The organism is Actinokineospora sp. NPDC004072, assembly GCF_053604195.1.
In genome coordinates this window covers 407039-430300 of the sequence record NZ_JBSGHB010000001.1, presented here as the reverse complement: position 1 = coordinate 430300, position 23262 = coordinate 407039, and the positions used below count along the sequence as shown (strand labels likewise).

Here is a 23262-nt window from a genome sequence, read left to right as displayed (position 1 = left end):
ACGCCATGATCGTCTCCGTTGACGTGCGCGAGCTGCGCCTGGCGAAGTCCTTCCAGGTCGCCCACATGACCACCGTGACCGTGGACATCCTGACCCTGGCGCTGACCGAGCCGGACGGCCGGGTGGTCGGGCTCGGGGAGATCTCCGCCGACCCCGGGCACGACCAGCACGGCCAGGACATCGCCGTCGAGGCCGACAAGCTGGCCAGGGCGATCGCGGCCGACCCGGACTGCGGCGACCCGGTGCGCCTGGAGGCCGCGCTCGCGGCGGCGGAGGTGTCGCCGTGGGCGTCGACCCTGGTCGAGATGGCGTTCCTCGACCGCGCCGCGCGGCTGCGCGGGCAACCGGTCTGGCGGCTGCTGGGCCTGCCGGAGCCGGGCCCGGTCCGGCTGGTCACCACCGTGCCCATCGGCGACCCGATGCCGGAGTCCGGGCCGCTGAAAATCAAGCTCGGCGGGGCCGACGACGCGGCGGTCCTGCGCGGCCTGCTGGGCGTGGCCGGGCCGGTGATCCTCGACGTCAACCGCGGCTGGGACGCCGACGACTGGCGCGCGGTGCGCGACCTGGTCGCCGAACTCGCCCCCGCGGTGCTGGAGGACCCGGTGGGCGACCCCGCGCTGCTGGCCGAGGTGCGCGCCGCGCTGCCGGACACCGCCGTGGTGCTGGACGAGGGCATCGGCAGCCTCGCCGACGTCCACCGCGCCGCCGAGATCGCCGACGGGGCCAACATCAAGGTGATGAAGCTCGGCGGGCTGTTCCCGGCCCGCCGCGCGCTGGAGCACCTGACCGGGCTCGGCGCGACCCGCATGATCGGCTGCTACCTGGAGCCGCCGCGGGCCATCGCCTACGCCGCCCAGCTCACCGGCGCCGCGGACTGGACCGACCTGGACGGGCACTTCTGGATCTCGCCGGACCACCCGCAGGTCCCGGAGTACCGGCTGGACAGCTCGGCGCCCGGCATCCCGGCGATCGTGGCATGACCGGAGTGGACACGAGGGGGAGCAGCGTGCGCACCGCACCGTACGGGTCGTGGACGTCGCCGATCGCCGCCGCAGGCGTGGCGGCGGGGGAGAAGCAGGTCGAGTACCTGGACTGCGTCGGCGACGAGATCTGGTGGGTGGAGAACCGGCCCGAGGAGAACGGCCGCAGCGCGCTCGTGCGCCGGGCCGCGGACGGGACCATCGCCGACGCGCTGGACGCGCGGTGGAACGTGCGCAGCCGCGTCATCGAGTACGGCGGCAGGCCGTGGGCGTCGCTGGGCGGCGGCGCGTTCGCCTTCACCCACTGGGACGACCAGCGGGTCTACCGGGCCGACCCGGACGGCACGGTGAGGCCGCTGAGCCCCGAGCCCGCGCGCCCGGCAGGCGACCACTACGCCGACTTCACCGTCGTCGGCGGGCACTTGTGGGGCGTGCGCGAGTCCATGACCGGACCCGCCCCCACCGACGTGCGGCGCGACCTGGTGGCCCTGCCGCTCGACGGCTCGGCCGCCGACGACCCGGGGCAGGTGCGCGTCCTCGCCGCCACGCACCACTTCATGACCGGCCCCAAGGTGTCCCCGGATGGCAAGCACGCGGTCTGGCTCGGCTGGGACCACCCCTCGATGCCGTGGGAGCGCACCGACGTGATGTGCGCGCCGGTGGTCGGGGAAACCGAGCTGGGCGAGCCCCGGCTGGTGGCAGGCGGCGGGGACACCGCCGTCAGCCAGGTCGAGTGGGCGCCCGACCGGCCCGACACCCTCTACCTGCTCAGCGACCGCGACGGCTGGTGGAACCTCTACGAGCTGACCGTCGACGGGCCGACCCGGCCGCTGTGCCCCCGCGCCGAGGAGTTCGGCGAGCCGCTGTGGCGGCTGGGCGCCCGCTGGTTCCTGCCCATCGGCGGCGGGCGCTTGTTCGTCGTGCACGGCACCGGGGGCGGCACCCTGGCCGTCCTCGAACCGGATGGCTCCCTGCGCGACTTCGGCGGCCCGTACACGGAGTGGTCCTGGCCCGCCACCGACGGCAGGCGCGTCGCCGCGCTGGCGGGCGCGCCCCGGCTGCGGCGCACGATCGTCATCGCCGACCCCGACGGCGGCGTCGAGCCGATCCGGCCCGCTCCCGTGCCCAACGCCGACTACCTGCCCACCGGGGTCAAGCGCACGTTCACCGGCCCCGACGGCGAGGACGTGCACGCCTACGTGTACCCGCCGCACAACCCGGACTTCACCGCGCCGGACGGGGAGCTGCCGCCGTTCGTCGTGCACGTCCACGGTGGACCGACCAACCGCGGCCAGCTCGTCGTCAACCAGGAGTTCGCCTACTTCACCAGCCGCGGCATCGGCGTGGTGGACGTGCAGTACGGCGGCTCGACCGGGTTCGGCAGGGCCTACCGGGAGCGGCTGAACGGCAACTGGGGCGTGGTGGACGTGCGCGACTGCGCCACGGCGATCCGCGCGCTCATCGCCGAGGGCGCCGCCGACCCGGCGCGCACCGCCATCCGCGGCGGCAGCGCGGGCGGCTGGACGGCCGCGGCGTCGCTGGCCGCCGAGCCGGATCTCTACCGCGCGGGCAGCATCTACTTCCCGGTGCTCGACCCGGTGTCGTGGCGGGTCGCGGGCACCCACGACTTCGAGTCGCGGTACCTGGAGAGCCTGATCGGGCCGTGGCCCGAGGCCAAGGCGCGCTACGCGGAGGTGTCCCCGCTGGCGCGGGCCGACGCCATCCGCGCGCCGTTCGTGCTGCTCCAGGGCCTCGACGACGCCGTGTGCCCGCCGGAGCAGGCCGAACTGCTGCTGGGCAAGCTGCGCGGGCGCGGTGTCCCGCACGCCTACCTGGCCTTCGAGGGCGAGCAGCACGGCTTCCGCAAGGTGGAGACCATCACCGCCTGCCTCACCGCCGAACTCGCCCTGTACGCGCGGGTGTTCGGGTTCACCGCCCCGGACGTCCCGGCCATCGACCTCACCAGCTGATCCGAGGGGGACCAGACATGACCGCAACCACCGCCGAGGTGGCCTTCCCGCTGCCCGACCTGCGCTTCGACCCGGCCCGCGTGGTGGCCGACTACGAGCGGTTCCTGGCCAGGGTGCCCGCCTACACCGGCCCCGGCGAGGACCCCGGCCACGGCCTGACCCACCGCCCGGGCCAGGACCCGTGGCGCGACGCAGCCCTCGGCCAGTACGACCAGGCCACGGGGCGCAAGCGGTACGAGGAGACGGAGTTCACCGAGTTCAACGAGCACTGCCGCGACCTGGTCTTCCACGACATCGTGCGCGCCGTGCCGTTCGCCGTCGGCCGGGTCCGGCTGATCACCCTGAACCCGGTGGACATCTACCACATGCACACCGACTCCACGCGCAAGGCGCACGTGGCGATCGTGACCAACGAGGACGCCCGGCTGCTGTTCCGCACCGGCCAGACCTACCACGTCCCGGTGGACGGTCGGGTGCACGTGTTCGACACGACCACGCCGCACTCGGCCTACAACGCCGGTCCCGCGGACCGCGTGCACCTGGTGATGTCCATCATCGACTGACCGCGGCCCGCGGACAGGGGAAAGAGATCCGATAGATGACGATCCGTGCGACGGCGGGGGCGGTGGCGTGACCGAGACGACCGCGCAGTCCAGCGCAACCGGGATGAGCGAGCCGAAGCTGCGCCTGACCATCGCGGTGGACTACCTGCTCTCCAACTTCGGCCGGTTCTCGCTCATGCCGGTGCTGGCGGTCCTGCTCGCCGTGCAGAGCGACGGCGCGGAGTGGCTCACCACCGGCGTGGGGCTGTTCGGGTTCATGCTGTGCGCGGGCCTGTCCGCCCTGCTGGTGACCAAGTGGCTGCCCCGGTTCACCTACGTGACGAGCATGACCGCGAGCATGGCGTTCTCCGCGGTCGGCTTCGGCCTGCTGGCGCACACCACCCACCCGCTCGCGGCGATGGGCCTGCTGTTCGTGGCGGGCTTCGGCATCAGCGTCCACGCCGTGCTGGTGCGGGTGCTGGTGGCCGAGGTGGTGCCCAGCGAGACCGGGCGCAACAACCTGTACTCCATCCAGCAGATCGCCACCAACGCCGCGGCCGCGTTCGGGCCGTTCATCGCGGGCGCGCTGTACGTCTCCGGCGACGGCAGGCCGCTGCTGACCTTCGTCGCCGGGGCGTACGTGCTGGCCGGGCTGTCGCTGCTGGTCGGCCTGCCGCGCGGGCTGCGGCCCCCGGACACCGTGCGCGAGCGCGGCCGGGGCGTGGCGGCCGGGCTGCGGATGCTGCGCGACCCGGAATGCCGGGGCGCGTCGGCGGTCACGGCGATCGGGTCCTTCGCCTACGCCCAGTTCTACTCGGCGTTCGCGCTGCTGGTCGCGCTCGCGGTGGACTCGACGCTGCTGCGCGGGGCGCTGCTGGCAGGCCCGCCGATCGCGATCGTGATTTTCCAGGTGCTGGTGACCATGGCGGTCAACCGCTACCTGCGGGCGGGCGTGCGCCCGCTGTCGATCCTCATCGTGGCGACCGCGCTGTTCGGCGTCGCGGTGGTGTTCCTCGGCGTCGGGCTGCCGGTCGTGCTCGCCGCCACCGTGGCGATGGCGGTGTTCGCCGTCGCTGAGATGATCTTCACGCCGATGGTGAGCACGACGTTCAACCGGATCTCCGGGGTGTCCCGGCTGGCCGCGTCCAACCTGCAGGGCGTCGCGTGGACCGCGGGCGAGGCCCTGGGCTCGCTCGCGGGCGGCGCCCTGTTCCTGCTGGCCTACCAGAACGGGATCGCCGCGGTGTACTGGCTCGCCCTCGCCGCGGTCACGGTCGCCTGCGTGGTCCCGTTCTGGCGCACCGCGGCCGACCAGCCCGTCATCGAGAGGACAACCCCATGAGCCATCCCCGCCCGATCCTGATCGTCGGCTACTCGCCGCTGTTGATCACCGAGTTCGGCCGCTTCCTGCCGGAGGGCGGCGTGGTCGTGCTGGAGGAACCCGACCCGGTCCGCAAGCGCGGCGCGCGCCCGGTCGCCGAGGCCAACACCGTGTGCCGGGAGCTGATCGAGCGCGAGTTCCTGCTCCCCGGCGGCGCGGACGAGTTCTACCTGACCCACGCCGACCTCAACCCCATCGCGGTCGTGCCCGCCCACGACTACGCGGTCCCGGCCGCGGCCCGGCTCGCCGAGCGCTACGGGGTGCCGGGGGCGGGACTGGGCGCCGCGGAGATCCTGCGCGACAAGGAGCTGCTGCGCGTCGTGGCGGGTGCGGCCGGGCTGGGGAACCCGGTGTCGCGCCCGGTGTCGTCGGCGGCCGAGGTCGCCGCCGTGCAGGCCGAGGTGGGCGGGCCGGTGATCATCAAGCCTGCCAACCGGCAGGCCGCCATCGGCACCCTGGTGGTGACCGACCCGGCCGACATCCCGGCCGCGTGGGAGCAGTGCCTCGCCCAGGAGGAGGAGACCTGCCTGCCCGACCGCACCCCGGAGCTGCGGATGCTGGTCGAGCAGTACGTCAGCGGCGCGGAGTACAGCGTCGAGATGCTCTACGGCGGCGGCGAGCGGCACTTCGCCAACGTCACCGCCAAGGTCCTCTTCCCCGGGCCGCGCCCGGTGGAGCAGGGCCACCTCGTCCCCGCGCCGATCGACCCCGGGCTGGCGGAGCTGCTGGCCGCCGAGACCGAGCGGCTGCTGGCCGCGATCGGCTTCGGCGCCGGGCTGGTGCACTGCGAGTGGATCGTGGACGGGGGCAAGCCGTACCTGGTGGAGTGCGCGGGCAGGCAGCCGGGCGACTTCATCCTCGAACTGATCCAGGGCGCCTACCACTTCGACCTCTTCCGCGCGTACGCCGATCTGATGTCGGGCGCGCGTCCCGTCGGCCCCACCGGCCCGCCCAGCGGCGCGGCCACCTGGCACGGCACGGCCACCCCCGGCGAGGTCATCTCCGTCGACGGCCTGGCCGAGGCCCGCGCCCTGCCCGGCGTGCAGCGCTGCGACGTGACGGTGGAGGTCGGCAAGACCGTCCACCCGCTGCGCAGCTCGTGGGATCGCACCTCGGCGGTGACCGCCTACGCCGAGACCGCCGCCGCGGCCCAGGACATCGCCCGGCGGGCGGTGGAGCTGATCCGGATCGAGACCAAGCCGGAGTGAGCTGCCGGGCGGGAGGGGGGCGGTCGGACCAGCCCCCTCCCGCCCGCCGCACGTCACACCCGGCGGACCACGTGGAGCAGGTACTCCTCGCGGCACAGCGGGTTCTGGTCGGTCCGCGACCGCTCCGGGACCGGGCCGCGCACCGGGAGGTAGCGGCGGAACTCGGTCTCCATGACGCCCTCGCCGCGGGTCAGCGCGGGCAGCCGCTGCTGGAAGCGGTGCACCTCCGCGGCCGGGATCTCGCCCTCGACCCGGCTCACCCGGCCGTCGGTGCGGACCGCGAGCGGCACGCCCCGGCCGCGGGTCAGCGCGGGCAGGGCCGCCTCCACGGTGTCCGGGGGCAGTTCGAGCAGGAAGCCGTGGACCGGCTCGTGCACGGTCGTCCCGGCCCGGCGCAGGGCGTCCATCAGGACCAGCGGGGTGAGGTTGCGGAAGTCGCCCGCCGTGCTCGACATGCTCTTGTCGAAGGTGCCGTGCGCGTGGCTCTGCCGCGCCCAGTAGCCCGAGTGCGTCATCGTGACCACCCAGTCCACCACCGGCCAGCCGTGCAGCCCCTCCCGCAGCGTCTCGGTCACCGCCTCCTCGACGGCGCGGAAGAACGCCGCGGGCATCGACCCCAGCTCCACCCCGAGGCGGAAGTCCGGCCCCGGGCCGGGCTCGACCCGCAGGCCGACCGTGGCCAGGAACGGGTTGCTGTCTGCGCCGATGAGCTCCACCGCCGCGCCCGCGCCGTCCGGCCGCTCGACGCACAGGGTGGTCGTCGTGCTGAAGGCGACCGCAATGCCGTGCTCCTCGGCCAGCGTCGCCTCGATGACCTCCTTCTGCACCTCCCCGTACAGCGACACCGAGATCTCCTGCCGCACGGGGTCGTGGCGCAGGCCGATCAGCGGGTCCTGGTCGGCGAGCTGGCTCAGGGCCGCGTGCAGCGCGCCCTTCGCGGCCGGGTCGAGCGGGCTGACGACGGTCTCCAGCGTCGGCGGCGCGAAGCTGTGCCGCGCCCGCCCCGGCGCGGGCGCGCCGATCCGGTCGCCCACCCGCACGCCCGCCAGGCCGCGCAGGGCGCCGATCTCCCCGGCGGCGAGCCGGTCGGACCGCCGGGCGGGGCCGCCGTCGTAGACGGTGATTCCGGTGATCTTGTCGGGGCTGGCGTGACCGGGCAGCCGCTCGCGCACGCGCACGGTCCCGGCGTACATCCGGGCGTACGCCACGCGCTCGCCCGCCGCGCCGCGCTCGATCTTGAACACCAGCCCCGACGGCGGGTCGTCGGGATCCCCGCCCGCCGCGGGCAGCAGCCGGGTGATGCCCGACATCAGCGCGTCGACGCCCGCCCCGGTGATGGCCGAGCCCGCGTACACCGGGTGGACCAGCACCCGGCTGGTCTGCTCGGCCAGCGCGTCGACCAGCCTGCGGCCGGGCACCGGCTCCGGGCCGAGCCAGTCGGCGAGCAGGGCGTCGTCGGCGCGGGTGAGGACGTCGGCGAGGCGGGCGGCGAAGCCGGGGTCGGCCGGGTCGCCCGGGGCGAACCCGGCGCCCGGCCCGCCCTCCCCGTGCGTCGTCCCCATCGCCACCGCGGTGCAGTCGAGCTTGTCGGCGATGGCCGCCAGGGTGCGCGCGGTGTCCGCGCCCGCGCGGTCGATCTTGTTGATGAACAGCAGGGTCGGGATGCGCAGCCGCCGCAGGGTGCGCATGAGCAGGCGGGTCTGCGCCTGCACGCCCTCGACGGCGGAGAGCACGAGCACCGCGCCGTCGAGCACGGCCAGCACCCGCTCCACCTCGGCGATGAAGTCGGGGTGGCCGGGGGTGTCGATCAGGTTGACGGCCACGCCGTCGCGGGTGAACGCGGCGACGGCGCTGCGGATGGTGATGCCGCGCCTGCGCTCCAGGGCCAGCGAGTCGGTCTGCGTGTCGCCGCGGTCGACGCTGCCGATCCGCTCGATGGCGCCCGCGGTGTGCAGCAACCGCTCAGTGAGGCTGGTCTTGCCCGCGTCGACGTGGGCGAGGATGCCCAGGTTCAAAGAGGTCATGAGGTGCCATTCCGGTCCGGTGGGCCAGGGTGCGGGGCGTCGTCGTGGCGGGCATGGCGCGCTGGACCTCCGGTCGGCTCGGTGCGGGCACGTCGAGCCGAACCCTACAGCGACCGGGCGGTCACGGCGCGTCATTTCCGGCTGCGGGTGCGGTCCGCTCGGTGAGCAGCGCGGTGAACTCCCCGGCCCAGCGCTCGGCGGTGGCGGCGTCGAACAGGTCGGTCGAGTACTCCAGCGCCGCGCCGATCCCGTCGTCGGCGGGCGTGAGCACGACGTACAGCTCGGTCCGCGCCAGGCCCGCGCGCGGCACCGCCCGCACGGCCGTGCTCGCGCCGGGGAGGGGGAACTCCGGCGCGGGCGTGGTGACCACGGTGAGCAGCACCGCGGGCGGCGGGGCGTCCAGCAGCCCGACCACCTCGCCCAGCGGCAGGTCTTGGTGGTCGAGCGCGCGCCAGAGCGCCCCGCCCACCTGCGCGACCAGGCCTGCGAAGTCCGGCGCGTCGGCCACCCGCGCCCGCAGCAGGACCGCGCCGCCGACGATGCCGAACACCCCGTCGTCGCCGGGGCGCAGCCGGTTCGCGCTGGAGGTGGGCACGACCAGGTCCGGTGTGCCGCAGACCCGCGACAGCCACGCGGCGAACGCGGCGGCCAGCACCGCGTACGGGGTCGCGTCGGCGTCGGCGGCCACCCGCCGCACGCGCTCGGCGACGTCCGCGCCGATCGTCCACTCGTGCAGCCCGCCCCGGCCGGACAGCCGCTCGGGCCGCGGCCGGTCGGTCGGCAGCGCGGCGGCCGGGAGCCCGGCCAGCTCGGCCCGCCAGAACCGGTCGAGTTCCGCGCGGCCCGCGCCAGTCAGCCGGTTGCGCTCCGCGCGGGCGAACTCGGCGAAGTCCCCGGGCTCGGGCAGCCCGGCCGCGCCGCCCGCCGCGTAGCAGGCGGCCAGCTCGCGCCACAGCACGCCGAGCGACCAGGCGTCGCACACCGCGTGGTGCAGCACGGCCAGCACGATCCACCGGTCCCCGCCGAGCCGGGCAACCCGGAAGCGGAACAGCGGCGCCTCGGTCAGCGCGAACGGTGCCGCGGCCTGCGCGCGGCACCAGTCGTCGGCCTCCGCTGGGTCCACATCGGACACCGAGAGGTGCATGGGAAGGTCGGCTAGGACTTCGACGGTCAGCTCGCCGTCGTGGTCGGCGCACCGCGAGCGCAGCGCGGGGTGCCTGCGCACGACCTCCGCGAGCGCCCGGCCGAGCGCGTCCACGTCCAGCGGCCCGTCGATGTCCGCGCGCTGCACGACGTTGTAGACCGACGGGTCGGCGAAGCCGTGGTGCTTGTGCCACAGCCTGCGCAGCGTCGAGGGCATGGGCGCGCGGTCGACGACCGCGGCGGGCAGCGCGGCCGCCAGGGCGCGGATCGTCGGGGCCTGGAAGAACCGCGTCAGCGAGATCTCGACGCCGTGCTCGCGGGCGATCCGGTTGAGCAGCCGCACGGCGGTGAGGGAGTGCCCGCCCGAGGCGAAGAACGACTGCGTCACCGGCGCCGAGGCCAGCCCCAGCTCCGCGCACCAGATCGCGTGCACGGCGTGCTCGGCCGGGGTGCGCGGCCCGGTGCCCGCGTCCGCAGGCTCGGTGCCCGGGGTCGGGAGCCGGTCGCGGTCCAGCTTGCCGTTGGGCCCGTAGGGGAGCCGGTCCACCAGCACCCAGCGGCGGGGGATGAGGTGGTCGGGCAGGGTCTCGGCCAGCCTGGCGGCGAGGTCATCGGTCCCGGCTGGAGCGACGGCGTAGGCGACCAGTTCCTGCTCGCCGCGGTGGTCGGGTCGGGCCAGCACGGCGGCGTCGGCTACGCCGTCGAGCGCGGTCAGCGCGGCCGTGACCTCCCCGGGCTCCACCCGGTGGCCGCGGATCTTCACCTGGTCGTCGGCGCGGCCGAGGAACTCGACGGTCCCGTCGGCGCGCAGCCTGCCCAGGTCGCCGGTTCGGTAGACCAGCGCGCCCGGCTGGTCGGGGTCCTCGGCGAACGCCGCCGAGTCCACCCCGAGGTAGCCGATGGCCACCGCGGTCCCGCCGACCTGGATCTCCCCGGGCACGCCGACCGGCACGTCCCGCCCGTCGGCGTCGGTGATGCGCAGCCGCACGCCGGGGATCGGCCTGCCGATCGGCGGGCGGTCCGGCCCGGCCGGGTCGACCCGGTGCGACGTGACGATGATCGACGTCTCGGTTGGGCCGTACTGGTTGTGCAGCACGCACCGCGGGTGCGCGGCCAGGAAGCGGCGCAGCGCGGGGGTGAGGACCATCGCCTCGCCCGCGGCGAACACCTCGCGCAGCGACGGCAGGTCCGCCGCGGTCTCGGCCAGGTGCTTCAGCGGGGTGAACGGCAGGAACAGCCGCTGCACGCCGTGGCGGGCGACCACGCCCGCGATGTCGTGCCTGCCGCCGGCGTCGACCAGCACCAGCGCCGCGCCCGCGGCGAGGGTGGTGAAGACCTCCTGCACGCTGACGTCGAAGGCCAGCGACGTCCACTGGGCGGTGCGCAGCGGCGGGTGGGCGCGCAGGTGCCAGCGGACCAGGTTCACCGGGCCGCGGTGCGGGACCAGCACGCCCTTCGGCCTGCCGGTGGAGCCGGAGGTGTAGATGCAGTAGGCGGGGTCGTCCGGTCCGGGGCGGGGGATGTCGGGCATCGCCACGGATTGTGGAATCCGGTCGACCGGCACGCCGTCCAGTCCGCTGTGGACGGACAGGGTCGCATCGGTGGCCAGCAGCAGCGCCGCGCCGCAGTCCTGGACGCAGAACGCCACCCTGGCGGTCGGCCACGCGGGGTCCAGCGGGACGTAGGCCGCGCCGCTGCGCAGCACGCCCAGCACGGTGGCGATGAGGTCGACGCCGCGGGGGAGCAGGATCGCCACCCGGTCGCCCCGGCCGACGCCCCGCCCGTGCAGCCAGGCCGCGACGGCGGCGGCGCGCGCCACCAGCTCGCGGTAGGTGACCTCCACCTCGTCGCCGAGGAGCGCGACGGCCTCCGGGGTGCGCTCGGCCTGCGCCTCTACCAGCTCGTGCAGGCACAGCCCCGGCGCGGGATCGGCCGGGACGGCGCAGGAGCCGATGACGGCCCGGTCGTCCGCCGTCGGCGCGGTGAGCGCCGAGAGCCGGGTCTCGGGGTCGTCGAGCGCTCGCCGCAGCACTGTCTCGACGTAATCGACCATGCGCGCGACCGTGGAGCGGTCGAACAGGTCGGTGTCGTACTCGACCATGCACCGCACGCCGTCGCGGTGTTGGGTCAGGTAGACCGTCAGGTCGAACGGCGCCCGGTCGCTGGGCACGTCGAGCAGCCGGGCGGCGACCAGCGAGGCGAACTCGACGTCCTTTTCCCGCTCGAACTCGACCATCACCTGGAACAGCGGGTTGCTGCCGGCGTCGCGGTCGGGGTTGACCGCGGCGACGAGGTCGTCGAAGGGCGCGTCCCGGTGCTCCAGCGCGGTCGTGGCGCGCTCGAAGACCCGGCGCACCAGGTCGGTGAACGTCGGGTCACCGCTGAGGTCCACCCGCAGCGGGAGGGTGTCGAGGAACAGGCCGACCCGGTCCTCGGCCCCGGGCGGCCGGTTGGCCACTGCGGTGCCCACGACCACGTCGTCCTGCCCGCCGAAGCGGCCCAGCACGGCGGTGATCGCGCCCACCATCGCCATGAACACCGTGCCGCGCCGCTCGACGCCGAACTCGCGCAGCTCCCGCAGCAGGTCCGGGCCGAACTCGCGGGTCAGGCTCGCCCCCGAGCCGCTGCGCACCGCGGGCCGCGGCCGGTCGGTCGCCAGCCGGGACGGGGTGGCGCCCGCCAGCTCCCGCCGCCAGAACTCCAGGTCGGCGGCCACCCGGCTGGGATCGGGCTCGGTCTGCGGTTCGGGCGGGAGCGGCGCGAGGTCGGGCGGCTGCGGCCAGGCCCGGTAGTGGGCGGCGATGTCGCGCACGAGCACCGCGGTCGACGACGAGTCGAACACGATGTGGTGCACCAGCAGGAACAGCAGGTGCCGGTCGTCGGCGAGGCGGATCAGGCGGGCCAGCAGGAGCGGGCCGTCGGCCAGGTCGAACAGCTGCTTGCCGTCGGCGGCGAGCACGGCGCGCAGCGCCTCGTCCTCCGGTGTCCCGCTGAAGTCCAGCACCGGGCAGTCGACGTCCACGGCGGGCAGCACGACCCGGCGCGGCTCGCCGTCGACCTCCCGGAAGACCGTCCGCAGCGCCGGGTGCCGGTTCACCGCGCGGCGCAGCGCGCCGATGAGCGCGTCGGCGTCGAGCGGGCCGTCCAGCCGGATCGCCTTGGGCTCGTGGTAGGTGCTCGTCCCCGGGTACATCCGCTCCAGGAACCAGATGCGCCGCTGCGCGGGCGAGAGCGGGGCCGGGCGCGCGCGGTACCGCTCGCGCAGCAGGTCGACCTCCGGCAGCGCGGCGAGCACGCGGTCACCTGCCACGCCGAAGTCGACGAAGCAGGCGATCTCGTCCACCCCGGCCCCGACCAGCCGGTCGACGACGGCGGCCGCGGTCGCGCGGTCGCCGATCAGCGCCCGGTCGGCGCAGTAGCGGCGGTACGCCTGGGCGAGCAGGAAGTCGACGTCGTCGGCGGGCGTGCTGTCCAGGTCAACGTCGAGGCCGAGGCTGTTGGTCACCTGGTTGAACAGCGACAGAGACGAGCGCAGGTAGTCGCAGAACGGCCGGAACGCCTCGTCCCTGGCCTGGTCGGCGTCCTCGCGCAGGTAGGTGTGCAGCAGCACCACGACGCGCCCGCCCGCGGGGTCGAGGCCGTGCTCGGCGCGGGCGCGCCGGTAGCGGGCGATGTTCTCGGCGAGCTGCTCAGGGGTCTGCGCCATCAGGTTGGTGACGACGCCGAGGCCCTCCGCGCCCGCCCGCCGGTAGCTCTCCGGGTTGCCGACGACGGCCAGGTACAGCGGCGGCTGCTGCTGGACGGGCCTGGGGTAGCTGCGCAGCTCGACCTGGCTGCCGTCGCCCGCGGTGGCTGGGACCGCCTCGCCTGCCCAGAGCTTGCGCACGGTGTCGAGCTGGTCGAAGACGAGATCGCGGTGCTTGCCGAAGTTCTCCGGTGCCAACGCGAAGTCCGTGGCGTGCCACCCGCTGGCCACGCACAGGCCCACCCGCCCGCCGGAGAGGTTGTCGACCACCGCCCACTCCTCGGCGACCCGGATCGGGTTGTGCAGCGGCAGCACGACCGAGCCCGCGTGCAGCCGGATGCGCCGCGTCCGCGCGGCGAGCGCGGCGGCCAGCACGGAGGGGTTGGGGAACAGCGCGCCGAAGGAGTGGAAGTGCCGCTCGGGCAGCCACACGGCGTGGAAGCCGTGCTCGTCGGCGAACTCGGTGGCGGCGGTGATCAGCCCGTACTTGTCGCCGCCGGTCTGGTCGGGGTAGTCGCCGAAGAAGTACAGGCTGAAGTCGCAGGCGGCTGGTTCGCCGGGGGGAGGCGTGGGGTGAGCGGAGCGGGTTGGCGTGGTGGGGGCCTGCTGGACCTGGGTGAGCGGGCGGGTCGGGGCGGCCGGTTGCTCGTCCGTGGACAGCAGGGCGAGCTGGCGCTCCATGAGGTCCACCAGCCGCTCGGCGATGCTGAGCTGGCGGGCCACGAGGTCCTTGGTGTCCCCGGTGACGGGCGCGACGGGTTCGGGCTGGGGCGGTGGCGCGATCAGCGCGGCCAGCTTGCGCGGGGTGTCGGCTTTGTCGAACAGCGACCGCACGGGGACTCGCACGCCGAGCGCGCGCTCCAGCTCGCGGTTGAGGTTCAGCAGCGCCAGGGAGTCAGCGCCCATGCCGAGGAACGTCTGGTCGGGGCGCACGTCCGCCAGGCCGAGCACCTGGCCGACCACGCCGACCACCGCATCCAGCGGCCCGCCCGCGGACGCGGAGCCGACCAGGGCAGGCGTGGTCAAGGCAGGCGTGGTCAGGGCAGGCGCGGTCGGGGCCGCGGTCACGGGTTCGGACGTGGGGTCGGACAGGGGAGCGGCTGGGGGGTCGGACGGGGGAGCGGATGGGGGTGGCGCGGGCGCGGCCGGGAGGGCGGGAGGGGGGATCGGGAAGCGGGTGCGGGCGAACGGGTAGCCGGGGAGCGGCACCCGCCTGCCTTCGCCGTTCACCCGGGCCCAGTCCAGGTCGACGCCGCGGGCGTACAGCTCGGCGACGGCGCGCAGGACGCCTTCGACGGGCTCGGGGCCTGCGAGCGCGGGAATCCAGCGCTCGCTCATGGCCATCCCGCTCAGCGCGTTCCCCGGGCCGACCTCCAGCGCCGTGCGGTCCGCGATGGCGGTGAGGACGGCGTCGAAGCGGACCGGGTTGCGGGCCTGGCTGACGAGGTGGTCGGCATCGGGCCGCCAGCCCGGTGGGCAGACGCGACCGTCCATGCTGGACACCACGGCGATCCGGGTGGGCTGGATCGGCACGGCGGCCGCCACCGCGCCGAGTTCGGGCAGGATCGGGTCGAGCAGGGTGGAGTGGAACGCGCGGTCGACGTCGAGCCTGCGCCACCGCACGCCCTCGGCGTCGAGGCGAGCGGCGGCGTCCCCGATGGCGGCCGCCGAGCCACCCAGGACCGTCGACCCCGGGCCGATCGCAACCACCTCAGCACCACTCGCCACGGCGACCCGCTCGGCCAGGTCGAGGGAGGCGCGGACGGCGAGCATCCCACCCGGCGCGCACCGCGCCATCATCCGACCCCGCGCGGCGCAGAGCCGCAGCCCATCCGCAACGGACAGCGCGCCGGCCGCGCACAGGGCGGCGTACTCCCCGAGGCTGTAGCCGGTCACCATGTCCGGAACCACGCCGAAGCTCTCCCACAGCCGGGCAAGGGCCACCTGGAAGGCGAACAACGCGGGCTGCGCCGTCTCGGTCGGCCACACCGCCCCCGACCGGTGCTCGCTGTCGACCAGCAGCCGGACGAGCCCAGGACACACCGCCTCACACTCATCGAGCGCGCCGCGGAACACCGGGAACCGCGCATACAACGCGCGTGCCATCCCAAAGCGGGCCTCGCCCTGCCCGGGAAAGGCGAGCACCAGCCCACCCAGCGGCGCAGGAACCCCAGTCCGGCCCAACGCCGCCACCAGCCCACCCGAATCCACCCCCACCACCGCAACACGATGCGCATGATGCCGCCGAGCCGCCATCGAGGCAGCAACATCCACCGGCCGCAGATCAGGATGACGAACCAGGTGCTCCCGCAACTGCCCCACAACCGCCGCAAGCCCCTCAGGACTCCGCGCCGACAACGGCACGACAACCGCCCCGCCGTGTCCGGGCCGGTCCTCCTCCGGCCGACCATCCGCGGCTGGCGGCACGACAACCGCCCCGCCGTGTCCGGGCCGGTCCTCCTCCGGCCCGCCATCCGCGGCTGGCGGCACGGCTGCTGGCCCGCCGCGTTCGGGCTGGCGCGGAGCCGTCTCCAGTCCAGCGTGCGAGGCGTGCGCGGACGTTGGCTCGGCCGCCTGCCTGCCGTGTTCCGGCCGGGGCGGAGCCATCTCCAGTCGGGCGTGCGCGGATCGCGGCACGGTCGCCTGTCCGGCGGGTTCGGGCTGGGGCGGGGCCGTGTTCAGTCCGGCGTGTGGGGTGTGCACGGCCGCTGGCCCGCCGCGTTCGGGCCGGGGTGGGGCCGTCTCCAGTCGGGCGTGTGCGGATCGTGGCGCGGTCGCTGGGCTGGCGGGTTTGGGCTGGGGCTGGGGTGGGGCCTCCTCCAGCACGACGTGGGCGTTGGTGCCGCCTACGCCTAGGGCGCTCACGCCCGCGCGGCGGGGTGTGCTGTTGGTGGGCCAGGGGCGGGTGGTCGTGCACAGCTCGAACGGGCTGTCGGACAGGCGCAGGTCTGGGTGGGGGCGGTCGAGGTGCAGGGTGGGGACCAGTTCGCGGTGGCGGAGCATGAGGACGGTCTTGATCAGGCCGGCCATGCCCGCGCAGCTGTCGAGGTGGCCGATGTTGCCCTTCACCGACCCGAGCCCGCAGCGGCTCGTGCGGTCGCCGCCCAGCGCGCGCGAGAGCGCCTCGAACTCCACCGGGTCACCCAGCGCGGTTCCGGTGCCGTGGGCCTCGACGTAGGAGATGGTCTCGGCGGGGATGCCGGCCTTGCGCACCGCCGATCGGACCACCTCGACCTGCCCGGCGACGCCCGGCGCGGTGAACCCGGCCTTCCCGGCGCCGTCGTTGTTGACCGCGGAGCCGAGGATCACCGCGTGCACGGTGTCGCCGTCGGCGATGGCCCGGTCCAGCCGCTTCAGCAGGACGGCGGCCACCCCGTTGCCGCCCACCGTGCCGTCGGCCGCCGCGGCGAACGGGCGGCAGCGCCCGGTCGGGGAGAGGATGAAGTCCGGCTGCGCCCGGTATCCGGCCTCCTGCGGGGCGAACACCGCCGCCGCGCCCGCGAGCGCCAGCTCCACCTCGCCCGCGAGCAGGGCCTGCACGGCGAGATGCACCGCGACCAGGGACGTCGAGCACGCCGTCTGCACCCCGATCGCTGGCCCGGTCAACCCGATCCGGTACGCCACCCGCGTGGCGAGGAAGTCAGCCTGACCACCCATCGCCGCGTAGACGCCGTCCTCCTGGCGGACCGGACCGGTGGGCAGCTGGTGCCCGTAGAGGGTCATCCCCGACCCGGCGAAGACCCCGACGTCCGTGGCGGTGGCGTACCCGCCGTCTTCCAGCGCGTGGTAGCAGCACTCCAGGAACAACCGCTGCGCCGGGTGGACCAGCGCCGCCTCCCGGGGCGTCAGCCCGAAGAACTCGGCGTCGAAGGCGTCCACATCGGCCAGCGCCCCGATGGTCAGCCGCCGATCCCGCTCGGCCAGCAGCGCTTCGGGAACCCCGGCCGCCGCCGCCTCCCGCGGGGTGAACGTCCGCGTGCTGTCCACCCCGGCCCGCAGGTTCGCCCAGAACCCCTCCACGGTGTCGGCCCCGGGGAACCGCAACGCCATCCCGATGATGGCGATCCGATTGTCCACCGTGGCCGGTTCACCGCCGACCGCAGCCGGCCGGGATTCGACACCGCCCGCCAGGTACTCGGTGAGCCCGGCGATCGTCGGGTACTCGAACAGGGCCGTCTGCGGCACCTCCCGCTCCAGCGCCCGGCTCAGCCGCTGCCGCACCTGCACCAACCCCACCGACGACACCCCGGCCTCGTAGAACGGCTCCGTCGGCCCCAGCGCCCGCCCGGCGACGGAAGCGACGCACTCGGCGACGACGCGCCCGAGGGACACGGGCTGGGACAGCTCGGCCACGAGGCGGTCGCGGAGCACGGAGCGCTGGAGCTTGCCCGCGGGAGTCCTGGGCAAGTCGGGGACGGCGATGACGTGCGCGGGGGTGAGGCGCAGGCGGCGGTGGAGGACCGCGCGGATGGCCCCGGCGAGCCCCGGGTCATCGGAGGCGTACCAGACGGCCAGGGACTCCGTGCCCGCGTCCGCGTCCGGGATCCCGCAGGCGGCGACGTCGCCTGCGCGGAGGCCGGGGACCGACGCGGCCACCTCCTCGATCTCGTGCGCGAAGTGGTTGTGGCCGTTGATGATGATGACGTCCTTGTGCCTGCCGGTGATCACGATCTGCCCGCCGCGCAGGAACGCCAGGTCGCCGGTCTCCAGCCAGCCGTCGTCGGTGTAGGGCGCGGGCGCGCCGCGGTAGCCGGGAGTGGTGCGAATTGATCGAATCTGGAGCCTGCCGACGCGGTTCTCCGGCAGCGTCGCGCCCTCGTCATCCACCGCCCGCACGCTCGCCTCGTGCGCGGGCGGCCCCACGGCGACATAGGTCACCCGCTCGTGGTCCGGGGTGCTCTCGTCCGCGTCGGCCAGGTCAGACTTGCGCAGGCGCAGCACCGTGCCGGGCGCGCTGAGCCTGCCGAAGCTGATGGCCGTCGTGGTCTCGGCCATGCCCCACGCGGGCACGATCACCTCGTCAGGCAGGCCCGTCGCCGCCAGGAACCGCCGCAGGACCGGCAGGGAGACCTGCTCGCCCCCGCACAGCAGGCTGCGCACCGACGAGAGGTCCCACGACCGCCCGCCTGCCGCGTCGGCCGCCATCCGGTAGGCGAAGGTCGGGCCCCAGCTGTGCGTGGCCCGGTGCTCGGCCAGCAGGTCCAGCCACCGGGTCGGCTCGGCCAGGACGGCCTCCGTCGGCGCGTGGACGTTCGTGCACCCGACGAACACCGCCAGCACGTGGTACAGCAGCAGGGCGCCGCTGTGGTCCAGCGGCAGCCAGTTGGCGGTGACGTCCTCGGGCCGCACGTCGAGCAGCCGACGGGTGCTCGCGGCGAACTGGACCAGCGCGCGCTGGGTGAGTTCGGCCGCCTTGGGCGCGCCCGTGCTGCCCGAGGACAGCATCAGCAGCACGACGTCGTCCTGATCCGGCTCCACCAGCCGCTCGGCCGGGGGATGCCCGGCGCACTCGTCCACTGTGGTCACATGGGCGGGTGACGTCACCGCCGCCGCGTCGGCGGGTGCGCCGGTGAGGACGAGCGGCTCGTCGAGCAGGCGCCAGGTGTGGTGCAGCCGCGCCGCCGCGGGCGAGCCCGGGTCGGGCCGCTCGGCGATGACCGCGGGCCGGATGCCGCCGAGCAGGCAGGCCCACAGCGCGGGGAAGAACCCGGCGGCGGGCAGACCGGCCAGGACCACGTCGTCGCCGTGGTCGATGCCGCGGGCCCGCAGGCCGCCGAGGACGCGCCGGGCCCGGTCGAGCAGCTGGGCGTAGGGCAGCGTCGCCGCGGGGCCGTGCTCGGGCACGATCACCACGCCCGCCGCGGTCTCGGCAGCCCGCAGGAGCGCCTCGGCCAGGCTGCGCGGGTCGTCGTCGGTGAGGTCGAGGTCAGGGCCGGTGTAGCAGGTCGTGGTCAGCATCAGCGCGTCCCAATCCCCGCCGCTCGCGTCGGCCGCGCGAGCGGACGGCAGTGTTGACGAGGAACCCGGCCGCGGCGCACAGCGCCACGCCGTGGAAGGCGGCGACGACCGCGGCGGCGGGCAGGACATCGGTGACCAGCCCGCAGGCGACCATGCCCGCGGCCAGGCCGGAGGTCTCGACCGACGCGGACAGCCCGAACAGCCGGGCCCGCGCAGGCTCGCGCAGCTCCTGGAGCCGGGAGGTGTAGGCGATCTCCCCGATGCCGTCGGCGATGCCCGCGAGCACGACCACGCCGACCAGGGCGGCGGGCGGCAGCCCGGTGAACGCCACCGCGAACGCCGCCGCCATCGCGCCGGTGGCCAGCGCGAACACCCGCTGCGCGCGGGCGGGCTCGGCCAGCCCGCCCCAGCGCCTGCCCACCTGCTGGGCCACCAGCACGCCCGCGGCCCAGGCCAGCCAGAACCGGGCCACGAACCCGGCGTCGCCGTCGGCGACCACCGGCAGCACGACGTTGTGCGACGCCGACGCCAAGGCGTCGACCCCGCGCAGCGCGACCACGGCGAGCACCGCGGACCCCGCCCCCATCAGGACCCGCCGCCCGCCCGGCCCGACGGCAGACCCCTGATGCGCGGCAGGCGCTTCCGCGTCCGCGCGCCGCGGCAGGCGGACGGCCGCGGCCACCGCCGCCAGCGCGTAGCAGCAGGCGATCAGCGCGAACGCCGCAGGCAGCCCGCCGAGCGCGGCCGCAGGCCCGGCGACCGCCAGCCCGGCGACCATGCCGACCGACTTCGCCATCACCAGCCCGCTGTTGGCGCGCACCCGCTCACCCGCCTCGACGAGCTCGGGGATCGACGAGCGCAGCGACACCAGGAACAGGCTTCCGCTCACGCCCAGCACCGCCACGGCGGCGACGAGCACCGCGACGCCCGGCGGGTTACCGGCGAGCGCGGCGGCCCCAGCGGCCGCCGCCTGCACAGCGGCGGCCGCCGTCATCAGCCGGGCGCGGTCCAGCCGAGCGGCCAGCGCCCCGGCGACCAGGCCCCCGATCCCGGCCGCGGCGAGCCGGACCGCGAGCAGCAGCCCGACTCCGGTCCCGGTCCCGGTCACCTGGTGCGCCGCGACGCCGAGGACCACGAGGTTGCCGAAGGTGCCGCACGTCGCCAGCCCGTAGGCCGCGGTGACGCGCAACCGGGCGGACACGACTTACGCCAGTCGGTAGACGCGGTCCTTGAGCTCCTGGATGCGGTGGTAGTCGCGGATCACGTCGTCCTCCCGCTCCCCGTGCATGAACACCCGGAGTGTAGAGGTGTAGAGGTCGACGGTCGGGCGGATCCGGCCACCCGGCTTGATCTTGACGTTGAGCCCGTAGACCGAGTCGAGCGCCTCGATCTCGGCCACCACGGCCTGGTCGATCTCGGCAACCACCCCGTCCAGCTCGGTCGGCGCGGTGTAGACGCTCGCCTCGCGGCCCTTGGTGTAGGTGCGGTCGGCGTAGCGCTCCAGGAACTCCTGCGGGCGGGCGTAGGCCAGCGCGGTCAGGTCGGCCTGGTTCGCGCCGAGGCAGTGGTCGTGGAAGCCGGGGTGCATGTTGCCCGCCAGCCGCGCGCCGACCTCGACCAGCGCGGGTCCCTCCGGGGTGATGATCACCTCCGCGTGGGTGGGGCCGTGCTGGATGCCCAGCGCGGTCAGCGCGGCGTCGACGTAGGCGATCAGCTCCGGCACCGGGGACGCGGACTCGGGCAGGACGACCTCGCGGTCGTAGATGTTGTGCGTGCCCAGCAGCCGCTTGCGGTACTCCCAGACGCCGCAGGTGTAGCGCCTGCCGTCGACCGACACCATGTCCACGACGTACTCGGTGCCCGCCAGGTAGGACTGGACCAGCACCTCGCGGTTGACCTCGTAGTAGATCGTCTCCGAGCCGAGCACGGCCTCCGCGGCCTTGCGCGCCTCCTGGGCGTTGGCGCACACCGCCACGCCGTCGGTGGCGGCCGAGGCGAGCGGCTTGACGACCACCGGGTAGGCGCCCCGCTGCTCGGCCCAGGCGACCACCGCCTCGGCGTTGTCGGTGCGGAGCTGGTCGGCGCAGTGCAGGCCCGCGGCGCGCAGGGCCTCGATCATGTCGTACTTGTCCCGCCGCGCCGAGGATAAGGCCGTGCCGTTGGTCGCCACGCCGAGCCGCTCGGACAGCTCGTCGGCCAGCGGCACGCCCGGCTCCTGCCCGGCGACGACGGCGATCGGCCGGTGCTCGGCGGCCAGCCGGGCGGCGGTCTCGGCCGGGTCGGCGCAGACCAGGTTGGCCCGGTAGGCCCGCAGGTCCGGGGCCATCATCGACGCCATCAGCTCCGGGGTGCTCTGCACGTGCACCACGTCGACGCCGAGCCGGTCGAACGCGGGCGGGAGGAAGTTCCCCGACGTGTAGGCGTCCACCAGCACCGCGACCGGTCGGTTCTGCTCAACCATGGCAACCCCAGGGTTCGTCGTCGTCCACCCGGCGGCAGCCGGGCCATCTGGCAACACACCTTGCCATGCGTTGCCAGAGCCTGGCAACCTCGGTTGATCAGGCCGGGTCGCGGTCGAGCGCGGAGCCGTTCGCCGCGGCGAGCGCGGTGGCCAGCGTGCGCCAGACGTGGGCGGCGAGATCGATGTTGAGCGACTCCTGGGCCTGCCTGCCGAGCTCCTGGAGCAGCTGGGTGCCCTCGTGCAGCCTGCCCCGGATGATCAGCAGCTGGCCGCGCAGGGCGTCGAAGCGCACCCGGTCGCGGAACGACAGCAGCGGCTCGCAGCCCGCCAGCCGCGCCATGAGCGCGTCCGCGTCGTCGACCCGGCCGTCGGCGAAGGCCAGCTGGGCCCGCAGGCTGAGCACCTGCTGCTGGTGCAGCTGCGTGCCGATCAGCTCGACCACCGCGGCCGCCTCGTCCAGCCGGAGCCGGGCCAGCGCGGTCGCGGGCGGGTCCACCTGCAGGTAGAGCGAGGCCGCCGCGAGCCGCAGCCGCGTCCACAGCATGAGGTCCTCGTGGCTGTCGAGGTGGGCGAGGGCTTGCTCCAGCGCGTCCTTGGAGCCCGCGTGGTCGCCCTGCCGGATGCGCACCGTCGCCGCCACCCACAGCGCCTCGACCAGCACCGGGCCGCCCAGCGGCGCGCTCAGCGCGCACAGCTGGTCGGCGTGCGCCCTGGCCTCGGCGAACCGGCCGATCTCGGTCTCGGCGGCGATCAGGGTGTTGAGCGCGGCGGCGCGGTCGGCGGTGGACAGCGCGCCCGAGAGCCGGTGGGCCTCGGCGGCGAAGTCCACCGCGGCCGCGCCCTCGCCCAGCACGCGCAGGCAGCGGGCCAGCTGGACCCGTGCGCGGCTGCGCAGCTCGGCCGACCCGATCGCGTCGCTGAGCTCCACCAGCTCGGCCAGCAGGTGCCGCTCCTCGGGGTAGCGCGCCTGGTTGTTGCGCATCCTGGCCAGCAGCCACAGCCCCTGCCAGCGCAGCGCCGGGTCCAGCCGCCCGCCCGCCTGCAGCGCCTCGGCCAGCGGCTCGGCCAGGTCCTCGCCCTGCTCGGCGGCGGTGACCGCGGCCAGCACCCGGGCCAGGGAGTCCGCGGGCCTGCGCTGCTCGTCGAACGCCGAGACCGGCAGCCCGAGCCGCTCGGCGAGCTTGGCGACCACCCGCTCGGTCGGGGGGCGGGCGCCGGACTCCAGCCGGGAGAGGTAGCCGGTGGACATCACGCCCTTGGCCAGCGCGGCCTGCGACAAGCCGCGTTCGAGCCGCAGCATCCGCAGGCGCTGGCCGAACGCGGGCTGTTCGAGCATTCCTCCTCCGGGGCAGCGGGGGCGGCGGGTCGCCGATCGCGGCCATTGTGGTGGTCCCAGACCGGTCTTGGCAAACTCGTGCCAAGTCGGCGTTCCGGGGTGAATGCCGGTTTCTGCGCCGGTGGCGGGGTGCATCGGGGTGTGCGAAGCTTACTCGGCAGAGGAGATTTGGCAACTTTCTTTCCAGGGGTTTCCAACCGCGATCACCGCCGCTACGTTTCCTCTTGGCGACGCCACCAAACCCGCTCACACACAGCTAGGAACTGGGGGCATGACCATGTCTGCTGTTGTCTACCGGCAAGCGCTGACCGCGGTCGCCGCACTCGCGATGATCATGGGCGCACTGCTGGCCTCGATGGCCGGTGACGGCGCGGCGGTCGACGGCGGCTCCGCCGTCGCGCTGCAGGGCCCGGCCTCGGACATCGACTGGCCCTGACACGTCCGTGCTGGCGGCCGGGGGGTGGGCCGTGCGCGGGCCTGCCCCCGGTCGCCTGCCCATGCCACGTCAGCCGAT

11 protein-coding genes are annotated in these 23262 nt (G+C 74.8%); 6 read left to right on the top strand and 5 right to left on the bottom strand.

Going from position 1 to position 23262, the window contains the following annotated elements:
- The first annotated feature begins 5 nt into the window (after window positions 1-5).
- The 5 genes from ACWEPX_RS01770 to ACWEPX_RS01750 all read left to right on the top strand — a co-directional run bounded on the left by ACWEPX_RS01770 (window position 6) and on the right by ACWEPX_RS01750 (window position 6081).
- Window positions 6-980, top strand: coding sequence for an enolase C-terminal domain-like protein (locus tag ACWEPX_RS01770; protein WP_451895147.1), 975 nt, complete (start codon window positions 6-8; stop codon window positions 978-980).
- Between the two features lie 26 nt (window positions 981-1006).
- Entirely contained in the window at window positions 1007-2950 is a 1944-nt protein-coding gene (locus ACWEPX_RS01765) for a prolyl oligopeptidase family serine peptidase (protein WP_451895146.1), read from the top strand.
- A gap of 17 nt (window positions 2951-2967) precedes the next feature.
- Complete coding sequence (locus ACWEPX_RS01760; RefSeq protein ID WP_451895145.1) at window positions 2968-3513, top strand: aspartyl/asparaginyl beta-hydroxylase domain-containing protein; 546 nt, start codon at window positions 2968-2970, stop codon at window positions 3511-3513.
- 67 nt (window positions 3514-3580) lie between these two features.
- Window positions 3581-4834, top strand: a complete 1254-nt coding sequence (locus tag ACWEPX_RS01755; protein ID WP_451895144.1) for an MFS transporter — start codon at window positions 3581-3583, stop codon at window positions 4832-4834.
- Window positions 4831-6081, top strand: coding sequence for an ATP-grasp domain-containing protein (locus ACWEPX_RS01750; RefSeq protein WP_451895143.1), 1251 nt, complete (start codon window positions 4831-4833; stop codon window positions 6079-6081). Before ACWEPX_RS01755 ends, ACWEPX_RS01750 begins: the two co-directional genes overlap by 4 nt.
- A gap of 53 nt (window positions 6082-6134) precedes the next feature.
- Here the strand turns inward: ACWEPX_RS01750 and ACWEPX_RS01745 are convergent, their stop codons facing one another.
- The 5 genes from ACWEPX_RS01745 to ACWEPX_RS01725 all read right to left on the bottom strand — a co-directional run bounded on the left by ACWEPX_RS01745 (window position 6135) and on the right by ACWEPX_RS01725 (window position 22748).
- Entirely contained in the window at window positions 6135-8105 is a 1971-nt protein-coding gene (locus tag ACWEPX_RS01745) for a GTP-binding protein (RefSeq protein WP_451895142.1), read from the bottom strand.
- A 121-nt stretch (window positions 8106-8226) separates the two neighbouring features.
- The gene (locus ACWEPX_RS01740) at window positions 8227-18951 is read right to left on the bottom strand and encodes a MupA/Atu3671 family FMN-dependent luciferase-like monooxygenase (protein ID WP_451895141.1); all 10725 of its coding nucleotides are present in this window, start codon (window positions 18949-18951) and stop codon (window positions 8227-8229) included.
- Window positions 18920-20152 (bottom strand): MFS transporter, encoded by a 1233-nt coding sequence (locus tag ACWEPX_RS01735; protein ID WP_451895140.1) that lies wholly within the window; start codon window positions 20150-20152, stop codon window positions 18920-18922. The genes ACWEPX_RS01740 and ACWEPX_RS01735 overlap by 32 nt, the downstream gene beginning before the upstream one ends.
- Before the next feature lie 3 nt (window positions 20153-20155).
- Window positions 20156-21412 carry an ATP-grasp domain-containing protein gene (locus ACWEPX_RS01730; protein WP_451895139.1) on the bottom strand — a complete coding sequence of 419 codons (1257 nt, stop codon included), beginning with the start codon at window positions 21410-21412 and terminating at the stop codon, window positions 20156-20158.
- Between the two features lie 97 nt (window positions 21413-21509).
- On the bottom strand, window positions 21510-22748 hold the full coding sequence (locus ACWEPX_RS01725) for a helix-turn-helix domain-containing protein (RefSeq protein WP_451895138.1): 1239 nt from the start codon (window positions 22746-22748) through the stop codon (window positions 21510-21512).
- A gap of 271 nt (window positions 22749-23019) precedes the next feature.
- Here ACWEPX_RS01725 and ACWEPX_RS01720 point away from each other — a divergent pair, with 271 nt between their 5' ends.
- Window positions 23020-23184: a hypothetical protein gene (locus tag ACWEPX_RS01720; protein WP_451895137.1), complete on the top strand. Its 165-nt coding sequence runs from the start codon at window positions 23020-23022 to the stop codon at window positions 23182-23184.
- The last annotated feature ends 78 nt before the right edge of the window (window positions 23185-23262 follow it).

Excerpts from the sequence above, each read along its gene's own strand:
- ACWEPX_RS01730 (WP_451895139.1), bottom strand. The coding sequence starts at position 21,412 with ATGGTTGAGCAGAACCGACCGGTCGCGGTGCTGGTGGACGCCTACACG.
- ACWEPX_RS01720 (WP_451895137.1), top strand. The coding sequence starts at position 23,020 with ATGACCATGTCTGCTGTTGTCTACCGGCAAGCGCTGACCGCGGTCGCC.
- ACWEPX_RS01740 (WP_451895141.1), bottom strand. The coding sequence starts at position 18,951 with ATGCTGACCACGACCTGCTACACCGGCCCTGACCTCGACCTCACCGAC.
- ACWEPX_RS01770 (WP_451895147.1), top strand. The coding sequence starts at position 6 with ATGATCGTCTCCGTTGACGTGCGCGAGCTGCGCCTGGCGAAGTCCTTC.
- ACWEPX_RS01745 (WP_451895142.1), bottom strand. The coding sequence starts at position 8,105 with ATGACCTCTTTGAACCTGGGCATCCTCGCCCACGTCGACGCGGGCAAG.
- ACWEPX_RS01760 (WP_451895145.1), top strand. The coding sequence starts at position 2,968 with ATGACCGCAACCACCGCCGAGGTGGCCTTCCCGCTGCCCGACCTGCGC.
- ACWEPX_RS01725 (WP_451895138.1), bottom strand. The coding sequence starts at position 22,748 with ATGCTCGAACAGCCCGCGTTCGGCCAGCGCCTGCGGATGCTGCGGCTC.
- ACWEPX_RS01750 (WP_451895143.1), top strand. The coding sequence starts at position 4,831 with ATGAGCCATCCCCGCCCGATCCTGATCGTCGGCTACTCGCCGCTGTTG.